Genomic DNA, 20,246 nt, shown 5'->3' on the forward strand with positions numbered 1-20,246 from the left:
CCTTCTGCAAACTCACCGCCACTCCATTTCAGGGTGCGCAGCGCTCCGCGAGGTTCCGCGCAACGAGTTGCTGCGCATGCTTAGCTTCAACATAGCAAAGAAAAAGTGGGAGTAAGGATGAGTGAGGGGACGGTCAGGTAGGAGCAAGGAACGATTGAGCGAGCATTCGATTATCGGAACATCTGGCCCCGGCCCACTGCCTCGAATGCGTTGCGGAAGTGCTCGACGGTAGGGGCTTTGCGATCGTCAGGCCAAACGATCGCGACGACATCGAACCGGGCCCGTTGGTTTTCGAGCAGCCGGTGCTGAGCGAGGAACTGAAGCGCGGCCAGGGTCAGCCGGCGCTGCTTCTCCAGGGTAACCGCCTCGGCCGGTTGCCCCTGCCGGCGCGATTTGACCTCGACGAAAACCAGGATGTCGCCGTCGCGCGCGATCAGATCAATCTCGCCGAGGGGTGTGCGGTAGCCTTTCGCCAGGATCCGAAATCCCTGCCCTCGCAGGAAACGCGCAGCGTGACGCTCCCCACGGTTGCCCAGCAGTCGGCTCAAGGCGGCCCGCACGATTGGGTTCATGACACCGCGCTCGATCAGGGAACTCCCAGGCTTCGCTCGATGTCCCGTGCATCGGAACTCAGCGCGCCGGGGAGCCGGGTCCCATGAAAGAAACCTTTGGGGGGCGGTGACTTGACCGCTCCAACGCTGTCGGTCTCCTCTGTCTGTTCGTGCTCGTGGTCATGAGCCAGATCACCCGACTTTGCTCGTTTGTTGTGCTCGAGCAACTCACAACCACTGAGACAGCAGCACGCACAGACGAGGCCGAGAATGAGACGCTTCATTGCGACACCACCTTGCGAAGGACCAAAGAGACGGTCCGGACCGAGACGTCGCCCCAGAAGAAATGAGGGGGCGAACGCCCGTTTGACAGGATCGCGGCGGATCATGTCAGATTCTCCGAAAGCCGTCTAGCTTGATTCCGCCTCCTCTGATCGGGTCCCCCACCCCAAAGCCAAGGCCCCTAATCCGACGTACGGAATCAGGCCCACGACAACGAACAAGATCCCAAAACTCCCGGTTGTGTCTTTGGCCCAGCCGACGACAGGATGAAAACCGGCTGCAAAGAGGTTACCGAGTCCCCCCAGAATCCCAGCGACTAACCCTGTATGCCGGGGCGACACTTCCTGGATGAACGCAAAGTAGTTCGCCATGAACGCTGCGGTCCCCATCGCCATGACCGCGATCAGGATAAGGACCACGGTGTCGTTCGAGACTGAACCAACCAGGGCCCCGCTTGTAATCAGCAGGGTGCAGCAGGAGATAACGAGAATCCGGGCGCGCGCAGCGCTCATCCCACGGCGGGCCAGGAACGAGGACAAGGCTCCGCCGCCAATGTTCCCCACGTCAGCCGCCAAGAACGGAATCGCACTGAAAAGGCCGCCTTCAAGGTATGCCATGCCTCGATCTTTGATCAGGAAGAGGGGCAGCCAGGCAACCAGAAAGTGCCAGCAAATATTGATCGAGATGGAGGCCAGGACGAGGATCCAGAATCGCCGAAGCCTGACGATCTCGCCCAGGCTCTGGGCCCAGTCGGCCCCTTTGAGCGCCTGCATCGGCAAGGCCAGGGCGGCCAGCAAGAGGCCGACCATGAGCACCGTGATTCCCCACCAAATCGCCGTCCGGCCAAACCAATAAGCCGAGAAGGCCACCAGGAGAGCCGCCACCACCACCTTGCCAAACCCAAGGATCGCCTGGCTCGAGAGTCCGGACGGGGTCTCGGTCTCGTCCACCAGGTCGTCAGCAGGTCGCGGCTTCGCGGCCGATCGGCCCGCGAAGATGTTGCGTCGCGGACCGCTGATTACGGTTAACCAGACCCCCACCCAGAGAAAACCGAGGATCCCGACGACCATAAACGCCGTCCGCCAGCCATACTTGTTCGCCAGGATCGGCACCACCAAGGGGGTCAGCACCGCCCCCACCGCGGCTCCCGAATTGAAGATTCCGTTGCCCAGGCTGCGATCGGCCGGAGGCAGGATCATCGCATTCGCACGTAACCCGCAAGGCCAGTTGAACGACTCACCCACACCCAGCAACGCGCGCAGGATCATCAGCACGGCCAGGCTCGGCGCGAACGCCGCCGCCATCCCCGCCAGCGACCAAAAGGCCACCGCACCAGCGTACGCCCAACGCACGTTCCAGCGGTCCACCAAATAGCCCGCCGGCACCTGGCACACGGCGTAAGTCAATTGAAACGAGGCCAAGACCCAGCCGAAGTCGGCGAAGCTGAGATTGAACTCTTTCTGGATCATCGACCCAACGAGCGAAATCGACTGCCGATCCATGTAGTTGAGCGCGGTTGACGCGAACATCAACCAACAGATTCCCCAGGCCCACGGCTCCGCCCTGGTCGGGGAAGTCGTCACGGCAACATCCGGTTCTCCAACTGACTGGGCCACGGGCAAAGCCTCCCCCCTCCCTAACGTCACCACAGCCCGAGCCGGGCAGCCAGGAGGAAAAACCATCGGTCGCCCTACATTGCCAGAGCCCAGATCGCGCCGCAACCAACTCATGCGCATTGACGTTGACAAAGAGACAACCGGATGATGACAAACCGAGGCGAGCGACGTGAAGTCCCCTCATTCGCTTGCTCCCAGCGCAACGGTCTCCTACGCTGAGGCGAGTCGGCCAAACGAGACGAACGGCTCCACAAATGAAGAGCAGGGGAATCGTCCCGGCCGCCTTTTTTTCCGAAGGAATCACGCCCCTCGAAGGATCCTCCCGATGCGTCTGATGACCCGCCTCGTCCCGGCAATGATCGCCGTCACCTCAGTTTCGGCCTTGGCCACGGAACCAGCCAAGGTCGTTCTCATCGGCGACTCCATCCGCCTCGGCTATGCGCCCACCGTCGAGGCCGAACTCGCCGGTAAGGTCAAGATCATCAGCCCCAAGCCGAACGGGGGCGACAGCCAAAACGTGCTCAAGCACCTCGACGAGTGGGTCATTCGCGAACAACCGGCCGTCGTCCATTTCAACTGCGGAATCCACGACACCAAGAAGTCCAAGACGACCGGGACGTTCCAGGTCTCACCCAAACAGTACGAGGCAAACCTGAGAGAAATCATCGCGCGGATCCGCAAGGAGACAGGCGCAGTCGTCCTGTTCGCCACCTCCACGCCGATCCTCGACGACCGAGCCGCCCAGGCGCGGACCAAGGCGGATTACGAACTGCTTCAAGCCTCCATCGACCAGTACAACCAGATCGCCCTCAAAGTGATGGACGAACTCAAGGTGCCCGTCGATGACTTGCGGACCGCCTTACCTGACGACTCCGTCGCCACGGCCAAGATCATGACCACCGACGGCGTTCACTTCAGCCCCGAAGGGCGAGAACGGCTCGGAAAGCAGGTCGCCGCGTTCATCAGCCAACACCTCCCCTCCGGCGCTCCTCCCCGCTGAAGATCGACTCAACTCGGTGGCATTTGAGTCGATGAGCCGGGCATCACAAATTCTTTGAGGCGAAGACTCGTCTGATGCTCGGTGGCGCGAACCCCGGTTGCCATCACCCCCAGCGTGTATTCCTTTTGCCAGCCGCGACGAGCCTCTTCGCTGTCCGGCACGTTGAGTGCCGCGTTGAAGTCCGCGCGGGAGCGAGCCCAATCGAACACTTGCTGATGAAGCTCAGGGTTGGCCTGCACGGGAAGTTGCTGCGGTTCCAAGCGCTCGGCCAGGCCACGGGCCATGGGAACGACCATACAAATGGGTTCGCCACGCACAAAGCGAACGGGATGATTCGGCCTGGTCAGTTTCCAATTCATGGTGAAGGTGGCCGGCAGCCAGTCGGTCTCGATAATCCCTTCGAGCGGTTGGGCGCCATCCTTGAACTGGTTGCACGGCCCTTTCGTCCAGAGGTTGATCCCTTCCGGGGTGCGGAACAGGTAAGGGATGGCGATGGTCAGAATGCCGCTACCGAAGTGACTCAAGACCCGGGAGTCGCGATGCTCGGGTCCGGGCTCGAAGTCAATCCGGAGGCCCTCCCGCAAGTTTCGACCGTCCCAATTGACGACGAACGTGGCCGGACAGCCGATCACCCAGCCGGCCTGATTCGCAATCGTCAGGGGCAAGCAGCGGTACGCATACCGACGTTCCGACGCGTCCATCCAGTCGCGGCCAACCTGGGCCGTTGTGATCGGCATATGCGAGACATCGCTCATCTCATAAGCATAAAACTGATTTTTGGCTTGGTTCATTAGCTCGGGTCCTGGACCTTCAGCGTGAGTCTCCGCCTCGGAAGCGGAAGGTATCGGATCAACGACCGCTTATTTTTCTTGACGCGATCCGTGCCACGAATACGCATGCACACAAATTCACGACTCGGAGAACATGGCTCTCCTCCATACGGCGTATCGTAATCAAGCGAATCGTGGCCGGAGGTCACCCCCAACATCTTCCTCACGCAGATCCCACTGTCAAGCGAAGCTCCCGTGTGGCCATCTCAGCTCAGCACCTCCGTTTCCTGACCAACCAATGGAACAGTCAAAGAAGCCGAAGATAGGGAACTCGCCTGAAAATCGACGTTTCGCTCGCCCAAGCGATCTCAACGCCGGCCCAGTAGCAATAAAAAGCAGTCAATCACAGCCGACTCCTTCAGGAAGTCTGACAGGAAACGGCTCACTTACGTAATTTTTCTGCGTGGTCAAGATGCTTCCAACTGCCAGCAAGCCAAACGTCCAAACCACTCCGCCTCCACTTCCGGCTGACCGTAGACGCACAGTGGACGCCCCCTCGCTGCTGCCCTGAACGTCGAACGAAAAAGCAGGACAGGGCCGGCGGAATCACTCGCTGAGGACACGTAGACGGGATCGCCCGAGCGTGAGCGGACGGACTTGCGGGTGGTCCACGCCTCGAACGCGGTCGACTCAGCCGTCGCCGTCAAGGTCGCCGAGCGAGACGACCGAGATGGCGCCGGGAATGACCAGGCCGTACGGGATGGAGCGTGCGCGGGCCGAATTCATTGAGGTGACGCGGAGCGGGTGAGGGCGTAAGATAGAAGTGGTTGGGGCACCGTTCCTTATCCGCGCCGACGTGAGCGGTGCGTGCCAACCGGATGGAGTGCACGGCCATGGACATAAAATCAAGGGCAAGCACGACGACCTTCGTGGTCACTATCCCAAGGTCCAAACTCTCGGAAAGACCTGAGGAGAAGATTGCGGAGATGGGTCAGTGGGAGCCGCTGGCGGGCCATCCCGGCCGGTACCTGCTGACGGTCGGCCCGGCGGCAGCCGATCCCTCGCAATTGCTTGACCGGATACGCACGCTATTGGGTGATGAGACCGAGGTACAGCCTCTGCTGTGGGACGAGAAGGGAGAACCGAAGATCCCGACCGGCCAGGTGCTGGTCCGGTTCAAGAGATCGCCGTCGGATCAGGAACTGAAGGCATTCGCCGAACCACTGGGCTTGGCCGTCGAGCAACGCAATGACTACATCCCCAGCCAGGTCTCGTTCCGCCCTGCCAAGGGAGCCAAAGGGTCGGTGGATGAGTTGATTGAACGGATCCGCGAGGACGACGATCTCGTGCAACGCGTCTGGCCCGAAACGCTGGGCACGTATCGCCGCGAATAAGCGTTGGGACGACCCTTGTCCCTCGGATCGTACTCCACTCGGCAACAAAGCGACTCGGTCCGGCCAACGGAGCGGGCTTTGCTTGCGCTTGCGCGGCGCAATCTTTCGAATACGGAGGATTTTCTTTTGGACCCCGACGCCGGGGCACGCTCAAATGGGCGGCGGCTCGAATGAACGAGCAATCATGCCGATGCAGGCAATATCTAAGATAGATAAGCGAGCACAATAAACCAATCATGCACATCTTAAGCGCCACCGGCAAGCGGGTCGAGTTAGAGGAAGTTTCAACCGAGGTTGAGCCGAGTATCGGTGGGCCGGTGTTCCGGCTGGCCGGCTCCGAGCAAACTTCAACACGGATCACTCGGGCCGCCAGGGCGTTCCTGGATATGGGCATGCCCGGGGCGGCCACCTTAGCGATGGAAGCCCGTGAGGCCCAAACGATCGCCGAAGCCCCGCCGGCCGTGTTTCGAGAAACAGGGACTGGCTTGCTTCGCGTCGTTTATAAAGAGGTGGTGGTCCGCTTCAAGGCGGGCACGTCGGATAAAGTCCGGGACAGAATCCTGAAAAAGATGGGGCTGGCCGTCCGCTCCCAAAACCCCCTCGTTCCCGACCAGGTCGTGGCCTACGATCGCGCGGGCAAACGCGCCGGAGCAGGGATCGTGGAGGTGGCCAACGCATGCGGGGAACTGGAGGAGATCGTCTTCGCCACGCCGAACTTCGTCTCCGAGTTCCGTCGCACGGTCGTGCCGACGATCATTGATGAGCAATGGCATCTGGAGAACCGCGCCAAAGTGGCCGGGCAGAAGAAGAACGAGGACGTGAAAGCCGCAGGTGCCTGGGCGAAGACGCTGGGCAAAGCCAAAGTGGTCGTCGCGGTGCTCGACGACGGCATCGACGTCGAGCACCCGAATCTTAAGGCGAACATCCGCAAGAATCCCGACCCGGCTCAACCGCTCGATCTTTGTGGACGTGACTTCTTCATCCCCGACAACACCAACCCCGAGCATTTCAACCCCCGGCCTAAGTTGTTTCAGTTCCCGTTCGACGAGATGACCGGCAACGACATCCACGGCACCCCATGCGCGGGAGTGATCGCTGCGGTGGGCAAGGCAGGCGGAGCATTAGGCATCGCCCCGAAGTGCCGGATCCTGGCGGTGAAGATCTTCCACGCCGATAACCTGGCCTCTGACGCCCGTGTGGCCGACGCCATTCGCTATGCGGCGCTGCACGCCGACATCCTGTCGTGCTCGTGGTCAGGGCCGACAAGTCCCGACATCGAATTGGCGATCCAGGACGCCGGAGTGCTGGGACGCAACGGCCTGGGCTCGGCCGTATTCTGCGCTGCCGGGAACGACTTCGGCGCCGCCGTCGGGTTCCCCGCATCGCATCCGGACGCCATCGCAGTCGGGGCTTCGACCGATCAAGGAATGCTCGCTGCATACTCGAATGTGGGACCGGAGCTGTGGGTGGTGGCCCCATCGAGCGGCGGCATTGCGGGCATCTTCACCACCGACGTCTCGCTGCCCGGTCGCGGGTTCAACCTGGGCACCGTCTCGGCCGGAGGAACCGACGGCCGACACACCAACCGTTTCGGCGGTACGTCATCGGCCACGCCCTTGGCCGCTGGCGTGGCGGCATTGGTGCTCTCGGTGAAACCCGGACTGACTCGGCAACAGCTCAAGGACATTCTGGCACAGACCGCAGACCGCATTGGCCCCGATCACAACCCCGTCACCGGCCACAGCGACAAGTTCGGCTTCGGCCACGTGAATGCCGCCAAAGCCGTGGCCGCCGCCCTAGCCATGCCTTAATGTCCGAGCGAGATAGGCCCAGAACCCCAATCCCCCGAACGTCCCCGGCCGCCCCTCACGCGGCCAGGGACACTTGTCACATTTCCGGCTTGACTCCGACGAGCCTCACCCCAATACTGTATCAGTTCACTGACACAGCAGTTGAGGGGACGCGATGCTCTTCCAGCTCAACACGACCGATGGTCGGCCGATCTACGCGCAGATCGCTGACCAGGTGAAGAATGCGGTGGCAGCGGGGCTGCTGCGGCCGGGGGAGTTGATTCCTTCGGTGCGCGAGTTGTCCAAGCAGCTGGTGGTCAACCCGAATACGGTGGCGCGGGCATACCGCGACCTCCAGGGACAGGCGATCCTCGAATCGGTGCGCGGAACCGGGCTACAGGTCGCGGTGGGTGCGCCTGTGATGTGCCAGGACGACCGGCATGCGACGGTCCGCCAGAGGCTCCGCGACGCCCTCAACGAGGCGAGGCGAAGCAACCTTCCGCGCGACGAGATCGAGGCGATCCTCCACGAGGAGTGGGCGCGCAGCAACGGCGATGGCAATGGCGACGGGGGCAGCGGCACCAACGGGACGGGGGTGGTCGATGAACGAGGATAACGCGATTCGGATCGAGGGGCTGACCGTCCGGTATCGGGGCCGGCCGGCCGTGGATGGCCTGAGCTTCGACGTCCCGACCGGCTCGGTCTTCGGCCTCCTGGGCGAGAACGGCGCGGGGAAGTCGACGACGATCAAGACGCTGCTCGGCCTGGTCGCCCCCGACGCGGGCCGGGTCGAGACGCTCGGGCTCAACCCAGGGAAGCAGGGGGAGGAGGTCCGCCGCAAGGTCGGCTATGTGCCCGAGACGCCGACTCTGTACGACTGGATGACGGCGGCCGAGATCGGCTGGTTCGCCTCCGGCTTCCGGCCCGACGCCCCGGGCGGTCCCGAAGGGACCCAAGGCCGGTATGCCGACCTGATCAAAGGGTTCGACCTCCCGGCCGACCGCAAGATCAAGGCCCTTTCCAAGGGGATGCGGGCCAAGGTCGGTTTGGCCCTGGCCCTGGCGCCCGACCCCGGCCTCTTGATCCTCGACGAGCCGACCTCGGGACTCGACTTGCTGGTCCGCCGCGAGTTTCTGGAAAGCATGGTCGACCTGGCCGGGAGCGGCCGGACGGTACTGCTGTCGAGCCACCAGGTCGCCGAGGTCGAGCGGATCGCCAGCCACGTCGCCCTGGTCCACAAGGGGAAGTTGATCCTGGCCGAGCCACTCGACGAACTCAAGGCCCGGACATTCCGGGTCTCGTTCACACTCGACGGCCCGGCTCGCCCGACCAGCCTGCCGTTCGGCCCTGAGTGGCAATTGATCGACGCCGACGACGCCCCCAGGCAATCGTCCTGGTTGATCCACGCCACCGACCGCGAGGCGATTGCGGCGCTCCGGGGCCTGCCGGGTGTGACCGGTCTGGAGGTGGAAACGCCGGGCCTGGAAGAAATCTATATTGCTTATATGAGGCGACGTGTTCCGGCCACGGTGGCGCCGTCGTTCGCGGCCGTCCTGGCGTGAGGTGACCCCGATCCCGCTCGATCCTCCTTTCGTGGAGCCTCCCATGATCGCCCGTCTGTGGTGGAAGGAAACGCGGACCCTGTGGCCGGCGTGGCCGGTCCTGTTCGGGGCCGGCGTCCTCTTGCAATGGGTCCTGCTGGCCTCGGGGGCGGAAGGGATCCGCTCCGGCCTTCTGATGCTGATCGCCCTTTGCTGGGCGACGATTTATGCGTTCGTGACGGCCTCGGCGGCATTCGCCGGGGAGCGTGAGACGAATACGCTCGGCCTGCTCGACGCCCTGCCCGTCAATCGCAGGATGCTCTGGCTGGGTAAGACCACGTTCGCCCTGGCCTCAACGCTCGGCCTGGCCCTCATCATGCTCGCCCTGGGCTACCTCGGCTCGACCAACGGGGGGGACCTTCCCGGGAAGGCCGACTTCATCGGGCATTACGGCACGCTCTTGTTCGAGGCGGTCGCCTGGGGCCTGCTCTGGTCGGCGCTCCTGCGGAACCCGATGGTTGCGGGGGCCCTGGCCTTGTTTTGCGTCGGCGAGGTCTCGTACATCGCCAGCGGAGGGGCCAAGGTCGAATTCATCTCGGATTCGGTGATCCCCGCCCGGTTGTTGATGGCAACGCTGGCCCTGGCGGCGTCGGCCGTCGCGATCGTCTGGCGACCCCTCGCGGGGTGGTCGCCTTGGTTCCTGAAAGAGGATGCGGCCAACACGCCGGCCGGACGCGCGAGGCCGATCCGACTGCGACCGGCCTCATCCACCAAGGCCCTGGCGTGGAAGGCGAAGCGCGAGGGCTTTTGGATGTGGCTCGGCGCATCGGCGGCCGTCTGGGCCGCCTTAGCCTTCTTGTTCGCTGCCTCAAGGGTAGGCGATGTCGATGTCCTGCCTATCACCCTCTTCTCTGTCTGTGTCCTGGCGGCGCTGGTGACGGGCGTGGGAGTGTTCGGTGGCGAGACGGCGACGGAGTCGCAACGGTTCCTGCTCCACCTCGGCGTCGGCCCTGGGCCGATCTGGTCCAGGACGATGCGGGCCTGGGGAAACGGTCTGGCGGCGACGGCTCTGATCATGTTGGTGATGTTCTCAGTCTGCCGGCCGCACGAATGGCAAAAGCTCGGCTTACTGTGGTTCACACCGTCGCATACATTCCAGCCGGTCCTCATCGCCATCGCCCCAATCGCGAACGCCTTTGCGGTTGGGACGCTGGCCGGAATGGTGTTCCGGCGTCGGATCACGGCGGGCATGATCGCGGTGGTCGTTTGGCTGGCGATCGTGCCGTTGCAGTCCGGCCTGGCGATCCTGGGAATGGTGCCCCACTGGACCCTCCTCCTCACGCCGATCGCGCTCCTGATCATCTCTCGGGCTTGGGCCGGTGACTGGCTCGACGCCCGGCCCGGCCCCGCTCGTTGGCTTCGGTTGGCTGGGTACGCGGTCGCGCCCTCGGTCGTCTTCTCGGCCGCCTTCATCGCCAACCGCGCCTGGGGCGTGCCCGATCCCGGCCCGGTGATGGTCGCCGCCTCGGCCCCCTCCGGAATCGTACCTCCGGGATCCGACAAGACCGCCACAACCTATCACCGCCTGGCCATGGAAATCCTCCCGATGTACGGGATAGCCGCGACAGAAGTAGGAGCAAAAGTCCAAGGGGGACGTCCCCCCGACATCAGCCGGTTGCGGGTGGAACTCAACAAGAACCAGGATTTCATCAAGCGGATCCAACAGGCCACGGAAATGCCACCGCCCCAGCTCCCCTATCGACCTCTCTTCGGGGGCGGTTCCGATCCCGATCCGACCAGCGGCGACATCAGCCGGGTTGCCTGGCTGCTGGACCAGCACGGGCGCGGGTGCCTGGAGCAGGACAACCTGACAGGCGCCTGGGAGGACATCCTCGCCCAATATCGAATGGCCAGACAGATGACCGAGGCCGGCCCGACTTCCTTCGTGACGCAAAACGCCCTCGCGATCGATCGCCAGGCGACCATGCTGGCGCTCGACTGGGCAGCCGGTGACAAGCAGACGCCCGACCTCCTCCGCAAGGCGTTGACCGACCTCCGGGCGCTGCCACCCTTCCCCACACTCGGCGATGTCATGAAAGCGGAGGCTCCGCTCGTGGAGCGGGCACTCGACCTCTCGGGTGCCGAACTCGAGGTGGCGATCAATGGTCCCCGCACGCGACCGATCCCGACACGCATCTACGAGACCATGCTGCTCTATCCCTCGTGGGAGCGCGAACGCGCCCGGCGAGTCTGTCGGGCAGAGTTCAAACGACTGATCGCGGCGTCGGCGAGCGAGTCGGAACCGTCGCCAAGTATCACCACTTTCCGAGAGGCCGAGAACCGCCAGAGGAACAGCCCGCTGGCCGCGAGGGTCCTCTCGTACACATGGTTTTCCGAACACCTCAAGCTCGCGATGGTGGGCCGCCGGGGACTCGTCCAAGTGATCGCGCTTCGGGCCTGGAACCAGACCCACGATGGGACGTATCCCGAGACCCTCGACGCCCTGGTCCCTGACCTGCTCGACCGCCTGCCGCTCGACCCCTATTCGGCCCAGCCATTCGGCTACCTGCGTTCGCGAGGAGAGAGGGTCCCGAGGCTGAACCTCCAATTTATGCGCAGAGGCGACCTCTACGCGGTCAGGCCGGGACAATGGCTGCTCTTCAGCGTCGGGCCGAAGCTTGGCGTAGTGGACCCGATTGCAGTGGCTGCGCCTGAACTCCAAAGGATTTCCGTCGACAGCTTGGTGTTCCCTTTGCCCTAAGCCGCTGGCACGGTCTTTCTTTGAATAGCTCGTCAGTTTCTGAGTGCCACGGGTTGGACTCAACCCGTGGCACCCAGCAGCATAGGTTTGGCCGTGGTAACCCATCAGAAAATCAAAGGAAACCGCGACCAATAGCTTAGCGCGATTGACCGGCGTGTTGCACACGCTCTCGCCGGTTTTCGCCCCAGCAGAACGTTCCAAGACAGCCCGAGGCAACGCCAATAAAAATCAGCATATTTACATTTTATAAATACACAAAAAAAAGGCAGCCTCATCCGAGTGCAAGGTCTGTGATCTCGGTCCCGTTGGCGCGACCCATTAGGCCGCTCTTTCAGAGCTTCTGATCCTTGAGATTGAGTCCCCAGGGCGTTTCCGCCTCCATTCCTCTTCCCCCATCTCTCCCAAGCCTGCCTGTTTCTTACCCCCTCCACGCGGATAAGATAGCGAAAGAGGACGCGAGTCGAGTCCCTTTCGATCGCGGCCGCGATGAGGATCGGCCAGGGCAAGGGACACACGAAAGAGGAGCTCATCCAAAGAGACTCATGGCAACCACAAACCTCGGTCGGATGACTCGGCGCCGCTGGAGGGTACTGGCGACGGTGCTGATCCTCCTCGTGACCGCAATCGCCGCCATCCCTTGGGGCTTGGGGACGAGACCCGCTCGGAACTGGCTGCTCACGCGGGCGAACCGGGCGCTCGCGCCCGCCGGCATCGACTTTGCCACGATCCGGTTCTCTTGGTTCGGCCCGACCCGGCTGACCCACTTCGTGCTCCGCGACGCCCAGCAGGACCAGGTCATCACCTCGCCCAGCGCCGTCTGGGACCGGAACCTGCGGCAGATTCTCTTCGAACGCCCTCGGCTCGGGACGTTCGACCTCAAGAGCGCCAACCTCGACGTGGAGCGGCGGGCCGACGGCTCGATCGACCTGTACGAGGCGATCAGACCAGTCCTCGGCAAAAATCCACGCACCGATCTGCACATTCGCATGCAACACGCAAAGCTCAGGTTCCGGGCCGCGGGGCAGCCGGTCCCGGTGACGGCCGAGCGCGCGAACCTGACGCTGGACGTCCCGGCGGCCCCCCGGCCAATCGCCTGGAATCTTCAGCTGGAAAAGGCTGCGATTCCAGATTCGGCGACGCTGCATATTGGGGGCCGTTTCGAGCGTTGGAAACCGGCCAACACCCTGGCCGTGGAGGTCAAGGCGCAACGCTGGCCCTGGGCCCTGAGCGTGCCTGGCCTGGAATCGGCGGGGCAGCTTGACGGCCAGTTCACACTCGGGCGTGATGCGGGGAAATGGGCTGTCTCAGGAGACGTCGGGCTCCTCGACGTCGACGCCACAGGTTCGCGGCTGGCTGGCGACCACCTCCGGCTCGACCGCGTCACCGGGGCCTGGAACCTGACCGCAACCGAGGGGACGTGGGTCGTCCGCCACTTCGACCTGACCTCGCCCCTCGGCTCGATCAAGGCGAGCGGCCAGCGACCGGCCTCAGCCAACGCCGTGGCGAAGGTTGAGGGGACGCTCGACCTCGCCGCACTCGCGCGTCAGTTGCCGCATGCACTCCGACTGCGCGATGGGATCACGCTCGACCGGGGCTCGGCCGAAGTGCGAATCGAATCGCGGGACGATCCCAAAGGCCAAGGACAGGCCTGGGAAGTCGAGGCGAAAATCAGCGACCTCGAAGCGGAGGATCTTGGGCGTCGCTTCACGCTCCATGAGCCGGCCACGCTGACCGGCAGACTGGCGAGCCGAGACCAAGGAGTCGCGATCGAGCGGATGACCGTGCGAACCGCGTTCTTGAACATGACGGGGCAGGGGGATGTCGACCGCGGAATCGATTGGTCGGGGACCATCGACCTCGGCGGCCTCCAACGCCAGCTTCGCGACTTGCTCGACTTCGGTGCCATCGAACTGGCCGGCGGGGGGGATCTCTCGGGCCACTATCGACGAGCCGGGACCCGGTTCCAGGGACACCTGACCTCCGACCTCCGTGGCTTGCAGGTCGACGGCCTCGCGGCAGGCCCGCTCCAACGCGATCTCTTGCACCTCGATCTCGCGCTCGACGGGATGGCGACCGCCTCGGGGCTCCCTCGTTCCTGGAACACAGCTCGGCTCGATCTCGCCAGCGGCGACACGACCGTCAAGCTCGCCACCCGGTCGGGCCAGGACGCGAACTCCGTCACCCTGGATGCCAAGGCCCCCATTTCTTGGGTCGATCCACCGCACCGCGCCGAGGGGCACCTCGAAGCCCAGTGGAACGCGACCGGCATCGACATCAACCGCCTCGCGGTCTCCATCGCGGCGCTCGCCGAGAACGCGAAACCAGGGGATGAACGAATCCTGCTCAACGCGAAGGGGCGTTACGACCGCAAGGCGGGGGAGTTCGTCTTGACCCCCGCCACCGCAAGTCCGGGACCATCGGCCATCGCGATGGCCCCCGAGGGGATGCAAGTCTCGGGCCTCGGCGGAACCGGAGCGCTTCGCGCCTCGGTGGGGTTCGCCGGTGACCTCGAGGCCCTGCGACAACTCATCGGGCCCAACCTCGAAACCTCGAACGGGGGCCTGACTGGCCCCTGGTCCGCGCGTGCGACGGCCGAATCCAGCGAGGACGGCCTTCGATTCGTGGGGAAGGTTGACCTCCACCCGCTCCTGACCTCCGGCCAGGCCAACGACAGCGTTCGCGACGAAGGGCCGATCGCCCTTTCGCTCAACGTGTTGTACCCCACCAACGCGAACGCGATCGACGTGGCCGAGCTCGTCCTCACCAGCCGGTACGCGACCCTCGAGGGTTCCGGCCGCCTGACCGAGCCCAAAGGCCAGCGCATCGCCGACCTGCACGGAACCCTGTCACCCCGTTGGGACGCGATCAACACCCTGCTTTCCGAACGCGTCGAGCCCGGGGCCCGCGTCTCGGGCAAGCCTCGCCCTTGGAAGATCCGTGGCCCCTTGGCGGGCGAATCGTTGCCCGGCTTCCTCAAGTCGATTGACCTCGAATTCGGATTCGAGCTGGCCGAAGCCAATATCTACGGGCTCCGCGTCGGTCCCCTGCCGATCGTCGCGCGAACCCGCGAAGGCAGGCTCGCGATCGACGTCATCGACACCTCACTGAACGGCGGCCGGATCCACCTCGAACCCTTGCTCACGATCGATCGTGAGCAGGGGTCGAAGATCAGGCTCGACGGAAGCTCGTCAATCGCAAACGCGGAGATCAACGATGAAGTTTCGCGCCGGTTCCTCTCCTATGTGGCACCTGTCCTCGATCGAGCCACACGTGCTCACGGGCGGGTCTCCGTCAACCTGGAAGAAGCGGAGTTCCCGATCGGCGGCCCGGTGAAGCGGGAAGCCAAGGTTGAGGGCGAGGTCAAGTTCGAGGATGTCGAGTTCCTCCCCGGCCCGGTCGCCGACCAGCTTCTCATCCTCCTCGGCCGGACCGATCGACCCACCATCAAGCTCGATGAACCGGTTGCGCTGACCATCGCCGACCGCCGAGTCTATCAGCAGGGCTTGGCCTTGCCGCTCGGCCAGCTCACCCGAGTCGAGCTCGACGGCTGGGTCGACTTCGACCGCAACCTCCAGCTCACCGCCAGCCTGCCGATCACGGCGGCCATGGTGGGCAACTCGCCCGTCCTCAGCGCCTTGGTGGAGAACCAGCGGATCAGCGTGCCCATCCGGGGAACTCTCAAGAACCCGGAGATCGACCGCGACGCCATGAACCTCTCGCTCAAGAACCTCGCCCAATCCGTCCTCGGCAACGGCATGGCGCGCGGCGCTCTCGAGATGTTCAAGCAGCTTCAAAAGCCCCGCGACCCCAACGCCCCCCCACCCCCCACCTTCCAGGAACGAAGGGCGAATCGCCTGGAACGCAAGGCCGAGCGCAGACGTCAACGAGGCCTCGAACCCTGAGCGCCGAACCCTGCTCGACGAGGCCTTTTTTTCTCTCATTTGAATCAATGATGCACGATGTCAGTGCATTTTGAAGTCCTCATTTTTGAACGATCCCGGTCCGTAACGAGTCAGGAGAACCCGACGGTGGGGGGCAGCTACGCACGAACGCGGTGGCGGTTGGCCGGGATGATGGCCTTGATCTACGCGATCCAGGGGGCATTCTGGCCGCTCCTGGCGGTCCACCTCCGGGACCTCGGCATCGACGGCAGGGGACGAGGGTGGATCTTCGCAACCCTGGCTCTCGGGTCGTTCGCCATGCCCTTGGGGGCGGGCCAACTGGTCGACCGCCTGATGCCGGCCCAACGGTTCCTGGCCCTCGCCTACGTGGTGGGGACGGCGATCCTGGCGACCTTGGCCTGGGGAGTCTCGGTCACGCCCTGGTCACTGTTCGCCTGGTTCCTGGCCTACTGGCTCGTCATGGCTCCGACGACCGTGATCGGCGCATCGCTCGCCTTTCGGAACCTGGCCAACCCGCAAAAAGAGTTTGCCGGGGTGCGGCTCTGGGGAACGATCGGCTGGATGGTCTCCGGCTGGTTCGTCTCGTTACTGATGTCGCACCTGGGTTCGTCGCGAGCAGGGCAGGGGGCCTATGAAGCATTCTGGGTCGCGGCCGGTCTCTCGCTCGTGCTTTCCGTCTACAGTCTGACGTTACCGCATACCCCCCCGCTGGCGGTCGGCGCCCAGACCGCCTCGGGCCTGCGCGCTGCGGTCGCGATGCTCCGCCGTCGCGAGATCTCGGTGTTCTTGCGGACAGCCTTTTGCGTCTGCTTAACGACGCCATTCATCTACCAGGTCTTGCCAACCCATCTGGAGTCGCGCGGGTTGCCACGCGCCTGGATCTCCACGGCCATGACGCTCGGCCAGGTTCCGGAAATCGCTGCCTTGGCCGTCCTCCCTTGGATGTTTCATCGCTTCCGCTTTCAGGGGACCCTGGCGCTCGGCATCGCCGCCTTGGCCGTCCGATTCTTGAGTCTCGCGGTCGACCCTCCCCTCTGGGTGGTCCTGGCGGGCATCCCGCTCCAAGGGATCGGTGTCGCCTGCTTCACGATCGGGGGGCAAGTGTTCATGGACAGCCGCGCTCCGGCCGAGCGACGCGCTGGGGCACAAGCAATTTTGACGGTGCTGACCACGGGGATAGGTTCGCTCCTGGGAAGCGTGCTTGCCGGTGAAATATCTACCTGGTTTTCAAGGGATTCCGCCCTGGTATTCTTAATCCCTTGCCTGATTGATGTGGCACTGTTAATCTATTTCTGTGCGCGTTTCCGCCCTGACTGCGCGACGAAAACACAAGTCGACATCACCGACGAGGCGCATCCCTTGGGAAACGATGGTGTGCGGGGTTCAGTGGCTCTCACGGGCCACCTCGTCACGGAGTCGACCGATGGGTGACTACCTTCGCCTGTTGACCACCAGTGATCGGGAAATCCCCCTGTCCACCCTGCAGCGAGCCGCCCACATCGGCGCGGTCTGGTCGGTCGATCATCCCGGAATGGTCGGCAACTATCTGGCGATCGGCCCCCAGCCGAACGACTCCCAAAACGTCTGGGCCACCATTGAACGCAACCCGGTCGGCCTCAACACGCTGGGGGCCGAAGAGGTGGCCGAATTCATCGACAGCCTCGAATCGGGCGGCCCCCCCTCGGCCGTTCGTTGGCTGAGCGACTACCTGGAAGCCGTCCGGGCGATTTATGCCATCCGGGTCTATCCGGAACCGATGAGCCAATCCCCCGAGGCCGTCGAGGCGATTCGTGCGATCCGAACCGCGCTGCGGACCGCCGTGGGAGGGGTTGGGCAGTGGGACGGCCAAGGGTTCACCAACGAGGACGACCGGTTGATCTGGTGTAACCCGTCAATCAACCCGCAAGGCTCGGTCCAGGCCGCGCTTTTGGATGAATCCACCGGCGACTGGATCCCTTACGAGCTCAACCTCAGCCTTCCCGAACAACTTGCCGCGTTTGTTCGGGGCGAAGTCCATCGCCCCGCCCGGCACCGTGACGCTTGAACTCCGCACACACTTCTCACGCACACACTAATGCTCGTCTGTCGACCCCTTCTTGGGGGTTTGCTGCTCAAGCTTTTTCGCCTTCGCTCGCGGCCGTCGCTTGGGCGAGGCTTTGGGAGGGGGAGGCGGCGGGGGAATGTGGGCCTCTTCGAGCATCTCGGCCGACTGCTCGAGTTGACTCACCAGCAAGCCGAGAAAATGGAGTCGAGTCCCCTGGGTTTCCAGGAACTCGTTGAAGAGGAATCCCCCTTCAATCAAGTCTTCCCCTTGCTCGAGGATCTCGTTGGCAAGGCCCTCGACCAGGACGTCGCGACCACTCTGCAGCACTTCGATCGCCGCTCGATACTTATTAAAAAGCCGGTCAGGCATTGTGGTTCTCGCTTCCCTTTATTACTCATCGGATCGAAGTGGGATGTCGCTCAAGGCCGAGAGGCCGCCTCAACCAGGCGGATTCGGACGTCCCCAACGCGCGGCGAGCCAAGCTGCAAGCCGCGCATCCAGCCAGCGACGATTCCCCCCCCATCGCGTCCTGCTGAAATAGCCGAGATGTCCCCCACTTTGATTCAATTCCAATGCCAAAGTGGCGGGAAACACGATATGGCGAAATGGATCAGGAGGGATAAACGGGTCATCTTCGGCATGAATGACCAGGCCAGGAATCTGGATTCGAGGGATCAAAGGACCGGAACTGCTCTGGGCATAGTAATCGGTTGCATTCGCGAAACCGTTCCTCGGCGCCGTGTAAAGTTCGTCGAAGTCGAGGAGCGTTTTTACAGGCGTCAGATTGATCGGTTCCAGGTCGGGGAAATGGGCTTCCAACCGGGCGACCTCGGCCCGAAGCAGGCGCACGAAGTTGCGGTCGTAGATCCGATTCTCCGGACGCTGGATGTGCTGGCTACAGGCCGCCAGATCGATCGGCGGATTGGCCGCCAAGACCGAGTCGAGTCCCTCCACTGGCCGGTCGGCGGATTCCGCCGCCAGCTTCAAGGCGAGGTTGGCCCCGAGGGAAAACCCGACCACGGCGAGCGGCGAGCCAGGCGCGGCGGACGCCAACCACTCGGCCACCCAGCGCACGTCCTCGGTGCGGCCCGCATGGTAAATCCCCCTGGCCAGCCCAAACCCGGCCCCGGCCCCACGGAGATTCATTCGAACCACCCGAATCCCAAGTCGCAGCAAACGCGAGGCCACTCGGACCACGTAGGGGGCGCGGGCACATCCGCCGAGCCCGTGGATCAGGACCGCGCCCGGGTCCCCGGGCGTCCAGCCCTCCGGCGTCGAATCCAGGAGGCAGAGTCGATCCCCCTGGTCGACCTCAATCACGTGAGACGTCGATGGAAATCTGGTCCGCGGCCCGGGGAGGTATCGGCCCACGATCGTCTGGGTGTGCCCGCCACGCACCCAGGGATGAGGCACGAAGGGGGGAATCGTTGCGTCCGAGCATCGTGGTGCCATCAAGGTGGTCATAACAATTGCCTAAAGGTCCGTCTCTTCCGGCCTTGAGAAGCGTTGTTCCCCGACTCAGGGGCCAACCTTACGAATCCGGTGGTTGCCCGTGTCGCCAATGTAGACCGCGCCGTCAGGCCCCACAGCCACGCCGTGCGGACGGTCCAGCAAAGCCGAGGTGGCCGCACCGCCGTCGCCTTCGCCGCCGCGTTGACCGTTGCCGGCCAACGTCCGGATCAGGCCGGTCCGAGCATCGATCCGCCGGATGGCCTGATTCTCCGTATCCACGATCAAGAGGTCCCCTGCGCGGTCGATCGCGAATTCCTTGGGGCCGTTGAAGGTGGCCGCCGTCGCGGGACCACCGTCACCCGAGTACCCCTTGGCCCCCGTGCCCGCCCGCGTCGTGATCAGGCCGGTCTGCGGGTCGACGCCCCGAAGGCGGTTCCCTTGCCGTTCGAGGATCAAGACCGTGCCGTCGGCCCCCACCTCCACCGCCCGGGCACCGAAGATCGAGGCGGCCGAGGCGGCTCCGCCGTCCCCCGCCGACTTGCCTTGGCCGGTTCCCGCGAACGTCGAAATCAGACCCGTTCCGAGGTCCACCACCCGCACCCGATGGTCGGCCACATCGGCGATGAAGAGCCGGGCCTCCTGGGAATCGAGCGCCACTCCGTTCGGTTCGACCAGGCCCGCCCGAGCCCCAGGGCCGCCATCGCCGGAGTAGGTCTTGGAACCATCCCCCGCAATCGTCGTAATCATCCCCGAGTCCGCATCAACCCGGCGCACCCTCCGATTAAGCCGATCGGCAAAGTACAGGTTCCCTCGCGAATCGAGCACAATTCCGTAGGGTTCGTCCAACTTCGCCTTCAAGGCGACCCCACCATCTCCCGAGAACCCCTTGGTCCCGCTGCCGGCGACCGTCGTGATGATCCCCGACTTACCGTCGACCCGACGGATGCAGTGGTTCATCGTGTCGGAGAGGTAAAGATTGCCCCTCGAGTCGAACGCGACGTCGAACGGCATGTTCAGAGTCGCCTCAACCGCAGGCCCGCCCGCCGAAAGACGGCCAGGCTGGCCGGTCCCGACAGCCGTTGACATGGTTGGGTCGGCCAGGACGAGCAAACAAATTCCCAGCGGCAGGGTCAAAAGTGCCAT

The 20,246-nt window shown here is 63.8% G+C and carries 16 protein-coding genes; 9 read left to right on the forward strand and 7 right to left on the reverse strand.

What is annotated here, in order from left to right; translation table 11 throughout:
* Window positions 1-170 precede the first annotated feature (170 nt).
* The 3 genes from SINAC_RS16280 to SINAC_RS16290 form a co-directional block, all read right to left on the reverse strand.
* Complete coding sequence (locus SINAC_RS16280) at window positions 171-572, reverse strand: YraN family protein (RefSeq protein ID WP_015246729.1); 402 nt, start codon at window positions 570-572, stop codon at window positions 171-173.
* Between the two features lie 14 nt (window positions 573-586).
* Window positions 587-835 carry a hypothetical protein gene (locus SINAC_RS16285; protein WP_237722508.1) on the reverse strand — a complete coding sequence of 83 codons (249 nt, stop codon included), beginning with the start codon at window positions 833-835 and terminating at the stop codon, window positions 587-589.
* 126 nt (window positions 836-961) lie between these two features.
* Complete coding sequence (locus SINAC_RS16290) at window positions 962-2,362, reverse strand: MFS transporter (RefSeq protein WP_020466052.1); 1,401 nt, start codon at window positions 2,360-2,362, stop codon at window positions 962-964.
* A gap of 412 nt (window positions 2,363-2,774) precedes the next feature.
* Between SINAC_RS16290 and SINAC_RS16295 the strand changes: the two genes are divergently transcribed.
* Window positions 2,775-3,449 carry an SGNH/GDSL hydrolase family protein gene (locus tag SINAC_RS16295; protein ID WP_015246732.1) on the forward strand — a complete coding sequence of 225 codons (675 nt, stop codon included), beginning with the start codon at window positions 2,775-2,777 and terminating at the stop codon, window positions 3,447-3,449.
* 8 nt (window positions 3,450-3,457) lie between these two features.
* On the opposite strand, the gene SINAC_RS16300 is transcribed toward SINAC_RS16295, so the two are convergent.
* A complete protein-coding gene (locus tag SINAC_RS16300; protein ID WP_015246733.1) occupies window positions 3,458-4,240 on the reverse strand; it encodes a DUF6065 family protein in 783 nt (260 codons plus the stop codon).
* 965 nt (window positions 4,241-5,205) lie between these two features.
* Here SINAC_RS16300 and SINAC_RS16305 point away from each other — a divergent pair.
* The 8 genes from SINAC_RS16305 to SINAC_RS16340 all read left to right on the forward strand — a co-directional run bounded on the left by SINAC_RS16305 (window position 5,206) and on the right by SINAC_RS16340 (window position 17,651).
* Window positions 5,206-5,613 (forward strand): hypothetical protein, encoded by a 408-nt coding sequence (locus SINAC_RS16305; RefSeq protein WP_020466049.1) that lies wholly within the window; start codon window positions 5,206-5,208, stop codon window positions 5,611-5,613.
* Window positions 5,614-5,849: 236 nt separating this feature from the next.
* The gene (locus tag SINAC_RS16310; protein WP_015246735.1) at window positions 5,850-7,424 is read left to right on the forward strand and encodes a S8 family serine peptidase; all 1,575 of its coding nucleotides are present in this window, start codon (window positions 5,850-5,852) and stop codon (window positions 7,422-7,424) included.
* Window positions 7,425-7,578: 154 nt separating this feature from the next.
* Window positions 7,579-8,019 carry a GntR family transcriptional regulator gene (locus SINAC_RS16315; RefSeq protein ID WP_015246736.1) on the forward strand — a complete coding sequence of 147 codons (441 nt, stop codon included), beginning with the start codon at window positions 7,579-7,581 and terminating at the stop codon, window positions 8,017-8,019.
* Window positions 8,006-8,965, forward strand: a complete 960-nt coding sequence (locus SINAC_RS16320) for an ABC transporter ATP-binding protein (protein ID WP_015246737.1) — start codon at window positions 8,006-8,008, stop codon at window positions 8,963-8,965. The genes SINAC_RS16315 and SINAC_RS16320 overlap by 14 nt, the downstream gene beginning before the upstream one ends.
* Before the next feature lie 43 nt (window positions 8,966-9,008).
* A complete protein-coding gene (locus tag SINAC_RS16325; RefSeq protein WP_015246738.1) occupies window positions 9,009-11,705 on the forward strand; it encodes an ABC transporter permease in 2,697 nt (898 codons plus the stop codon).
* A gap of 542 nt (window positions 11,706-12,247) precedes the next feature.
* A complete protein-coding gene (locus tag SINAC_RS16330) occupies window positions 12,248-15,607 on the forward strand; it encodes an AsmA family protein (RefSeq protein ID WP_020466047.1) in 3,360 nt (1,119 codons plus the stop codon).
* Between the two features lie 126 nt (window positions 15,608-15,733).
* Complete coding sequence (locus tag SINAC_RS16335) at window positions 15,734-17,038, forward strand: MFS transporter (RefSeq protein WP_015246740.1); 1,305 nt, start codon at window positions 15,734-15,736, stop codon at window positions 17,036-17,038.
* Window positions 17,031-17,651, forward strand: a complete 621-nt coding sequence (locus tag SINAC_RS16340; protein ID WP_015246741.1) for a hypothetical protein — start codon at window positions 17,031-17,033, stop codon at window positions 17,649-17,651. The genes SINAC_RS16335 and SINAC_RS16340 overlap by 8 nt, the downstream gene beginning before the upstream one ends.
* A gap of 27 nt (window positions 17,652-17,678) precedes the next feature.
* Here the strand turns inward: SINAC_RS16340 and SINAC_RS16345 are convergent, their stop codons facing one another.
* The 3 genes from SINAC_RS16345 to SINAC_RS16355 form a co-directional block, all read right to left on the reverse strand.
* Window positions 17,679-18,020: a hypothetical protein gene (locus tag SINAC_RS16345; protein ID WP_015246742.1), complete on the reverse strand. Its 342-nt coding sequence runs from the start codon at window positions 18,018-18,020 to the stop codon at window positions 17,679-17,681.
* 69 nt (window positions 18,021-18,089) lie between these two features.
* Complete coding sequence (locus SINAC_RS16350) at window positions 18,090-18,971, reverse strand: YheT family hydrolase (protein WP_237722506.1); 882 nt, start codon at window positions 18,969-18,971, stop codon at window positions 18,090-18,092.
* Window positions 18,972-19,169: 198 nt separating this feature from the next.
* Window positions 19,170-20,246 carry an NHL domain-containing protein gene (locus SINAC_RS16355; protein WP_015246744.1) on the reverse strand — a complete coding sequence of 359 codons (1,077 nt, stop codon included), beginning with the start codon at window positions 20,244-20,246 and terminating at the stop codon, window positions 19,170-19,172.

It is taken from the genome of Singulisphaera acidiphila DSM 18658 (genome assembly GCF_000242455.2).
Taxonomy (GTDB): Bacteria; Planctomycetota; Planctomycetia; order Isosphaerales; family Isosphaeraceae; genus Singulisphaera; species Singulisphaera acidiphila.

Excerpts from the sequence above, each read along its gene's own strand:
- SINAC_RS16330 (WP_020466047.1), top strand. The coding sequence starts at position 12,248 with ATGGCAACCACAAACCTCGGTCGGATGACTCGGCGCCGCTGGAGGGTA.
- SINAC_RS16340 (WP_015246741.1), top strand. The coding sequence starts at position 17,031 with ATGGGTGACTACCTTCGCCTGTTGACCACCAGTGATCGGGAAATCCCC.
- SINAC_RS16290 (WP_020466052.1), bottom strand. The coding sequence starts at position 2,362 with ATGTTCGCGTCAACCGCGCTCAACTACATGGATCGGCAGTCGATTTCG.
- SINAC_RS16355 (WP_015246744.1), bottom strand. The coding sequence starts at position 20,246 with ATGGCACTTTTGACCCTGCCGCTGGGAATTTGTTTGCTCGTCCTGGCC.
- SINAC_RS16345 (WP_015246742.1), bottom strand. The coding sequence starts at position 18,020 with ATGCCTGACCGGCTTTTTAATAAGTATCGAGCGGCGATCGAAGTGCTG.
- SINAC_RS16305 (WP_020466049.1), top strand. The coding sequence starts at position 5,206 with ATGGGTCAGTGGGAGCCGCTGGCGGGCCATCCCGGCCGGTACCTGCTG.
- SINAC_RS16295 (WP_015246732.1), top strand. The coding sequence starts at position 2,775 with ATGCGTCTGATGACCCGCCTCGTCCCGGCAATGATCGCCGTCACCTCA.
- SINAC_RS16285 (WP_237722508.1), bottom strand. The coding sequence starts at position 835 with ATGAAGCGTCTCATTCTCGGCCTCGTCTGTGCGTGCTGCTGTCTCAGT.
- SINAC_RS16320 (WP_015246737.1), top strand. The coding sequence starts at position 8,006 with ATGAACGAGGATAACGCGATTCGGATCGAGGGGCTGACCGTCCGGTAT.
- SINAC_RS16325 (WP_015246738.1), top strand. The coding sequence starts at position 9,009 with ATGATCGCCCGTCTGTGGTGGAAGGAAACGCGGACCCTGTGGCCGGCG.
- SINAC_RS16310 (WP_015246735.1), top strand. The coding sequence starts at position 5,850 with ATGCACATCTTAAGCGCCACCGGCAAGCGGGTCGAGTTAGAGGAAGTT.
- SINAC_RS16315 (WP_015246736.1), top strand. The coding sequence starts at position 7,579 with ATGCTCTTCCAGCTCAACACGACCGATGGTCGGCCGATCTACGCGCAG.
- SINAC_RS16280 (WP_015246729.1), bottom strand. The coding sequence starts at position 572 with ATGAACCCAATCGTGCGGGCCGCCTTGAGCCGACTGCTGGGCAACCGT.
- SINAC_RS16300 (WP_015246733.1), bottom strand. The coding sequence starts at position 4,240 with ATGAACCAAGCCAAAAATCAGTTTTATGCTTATGAGATGAGCGATGTC.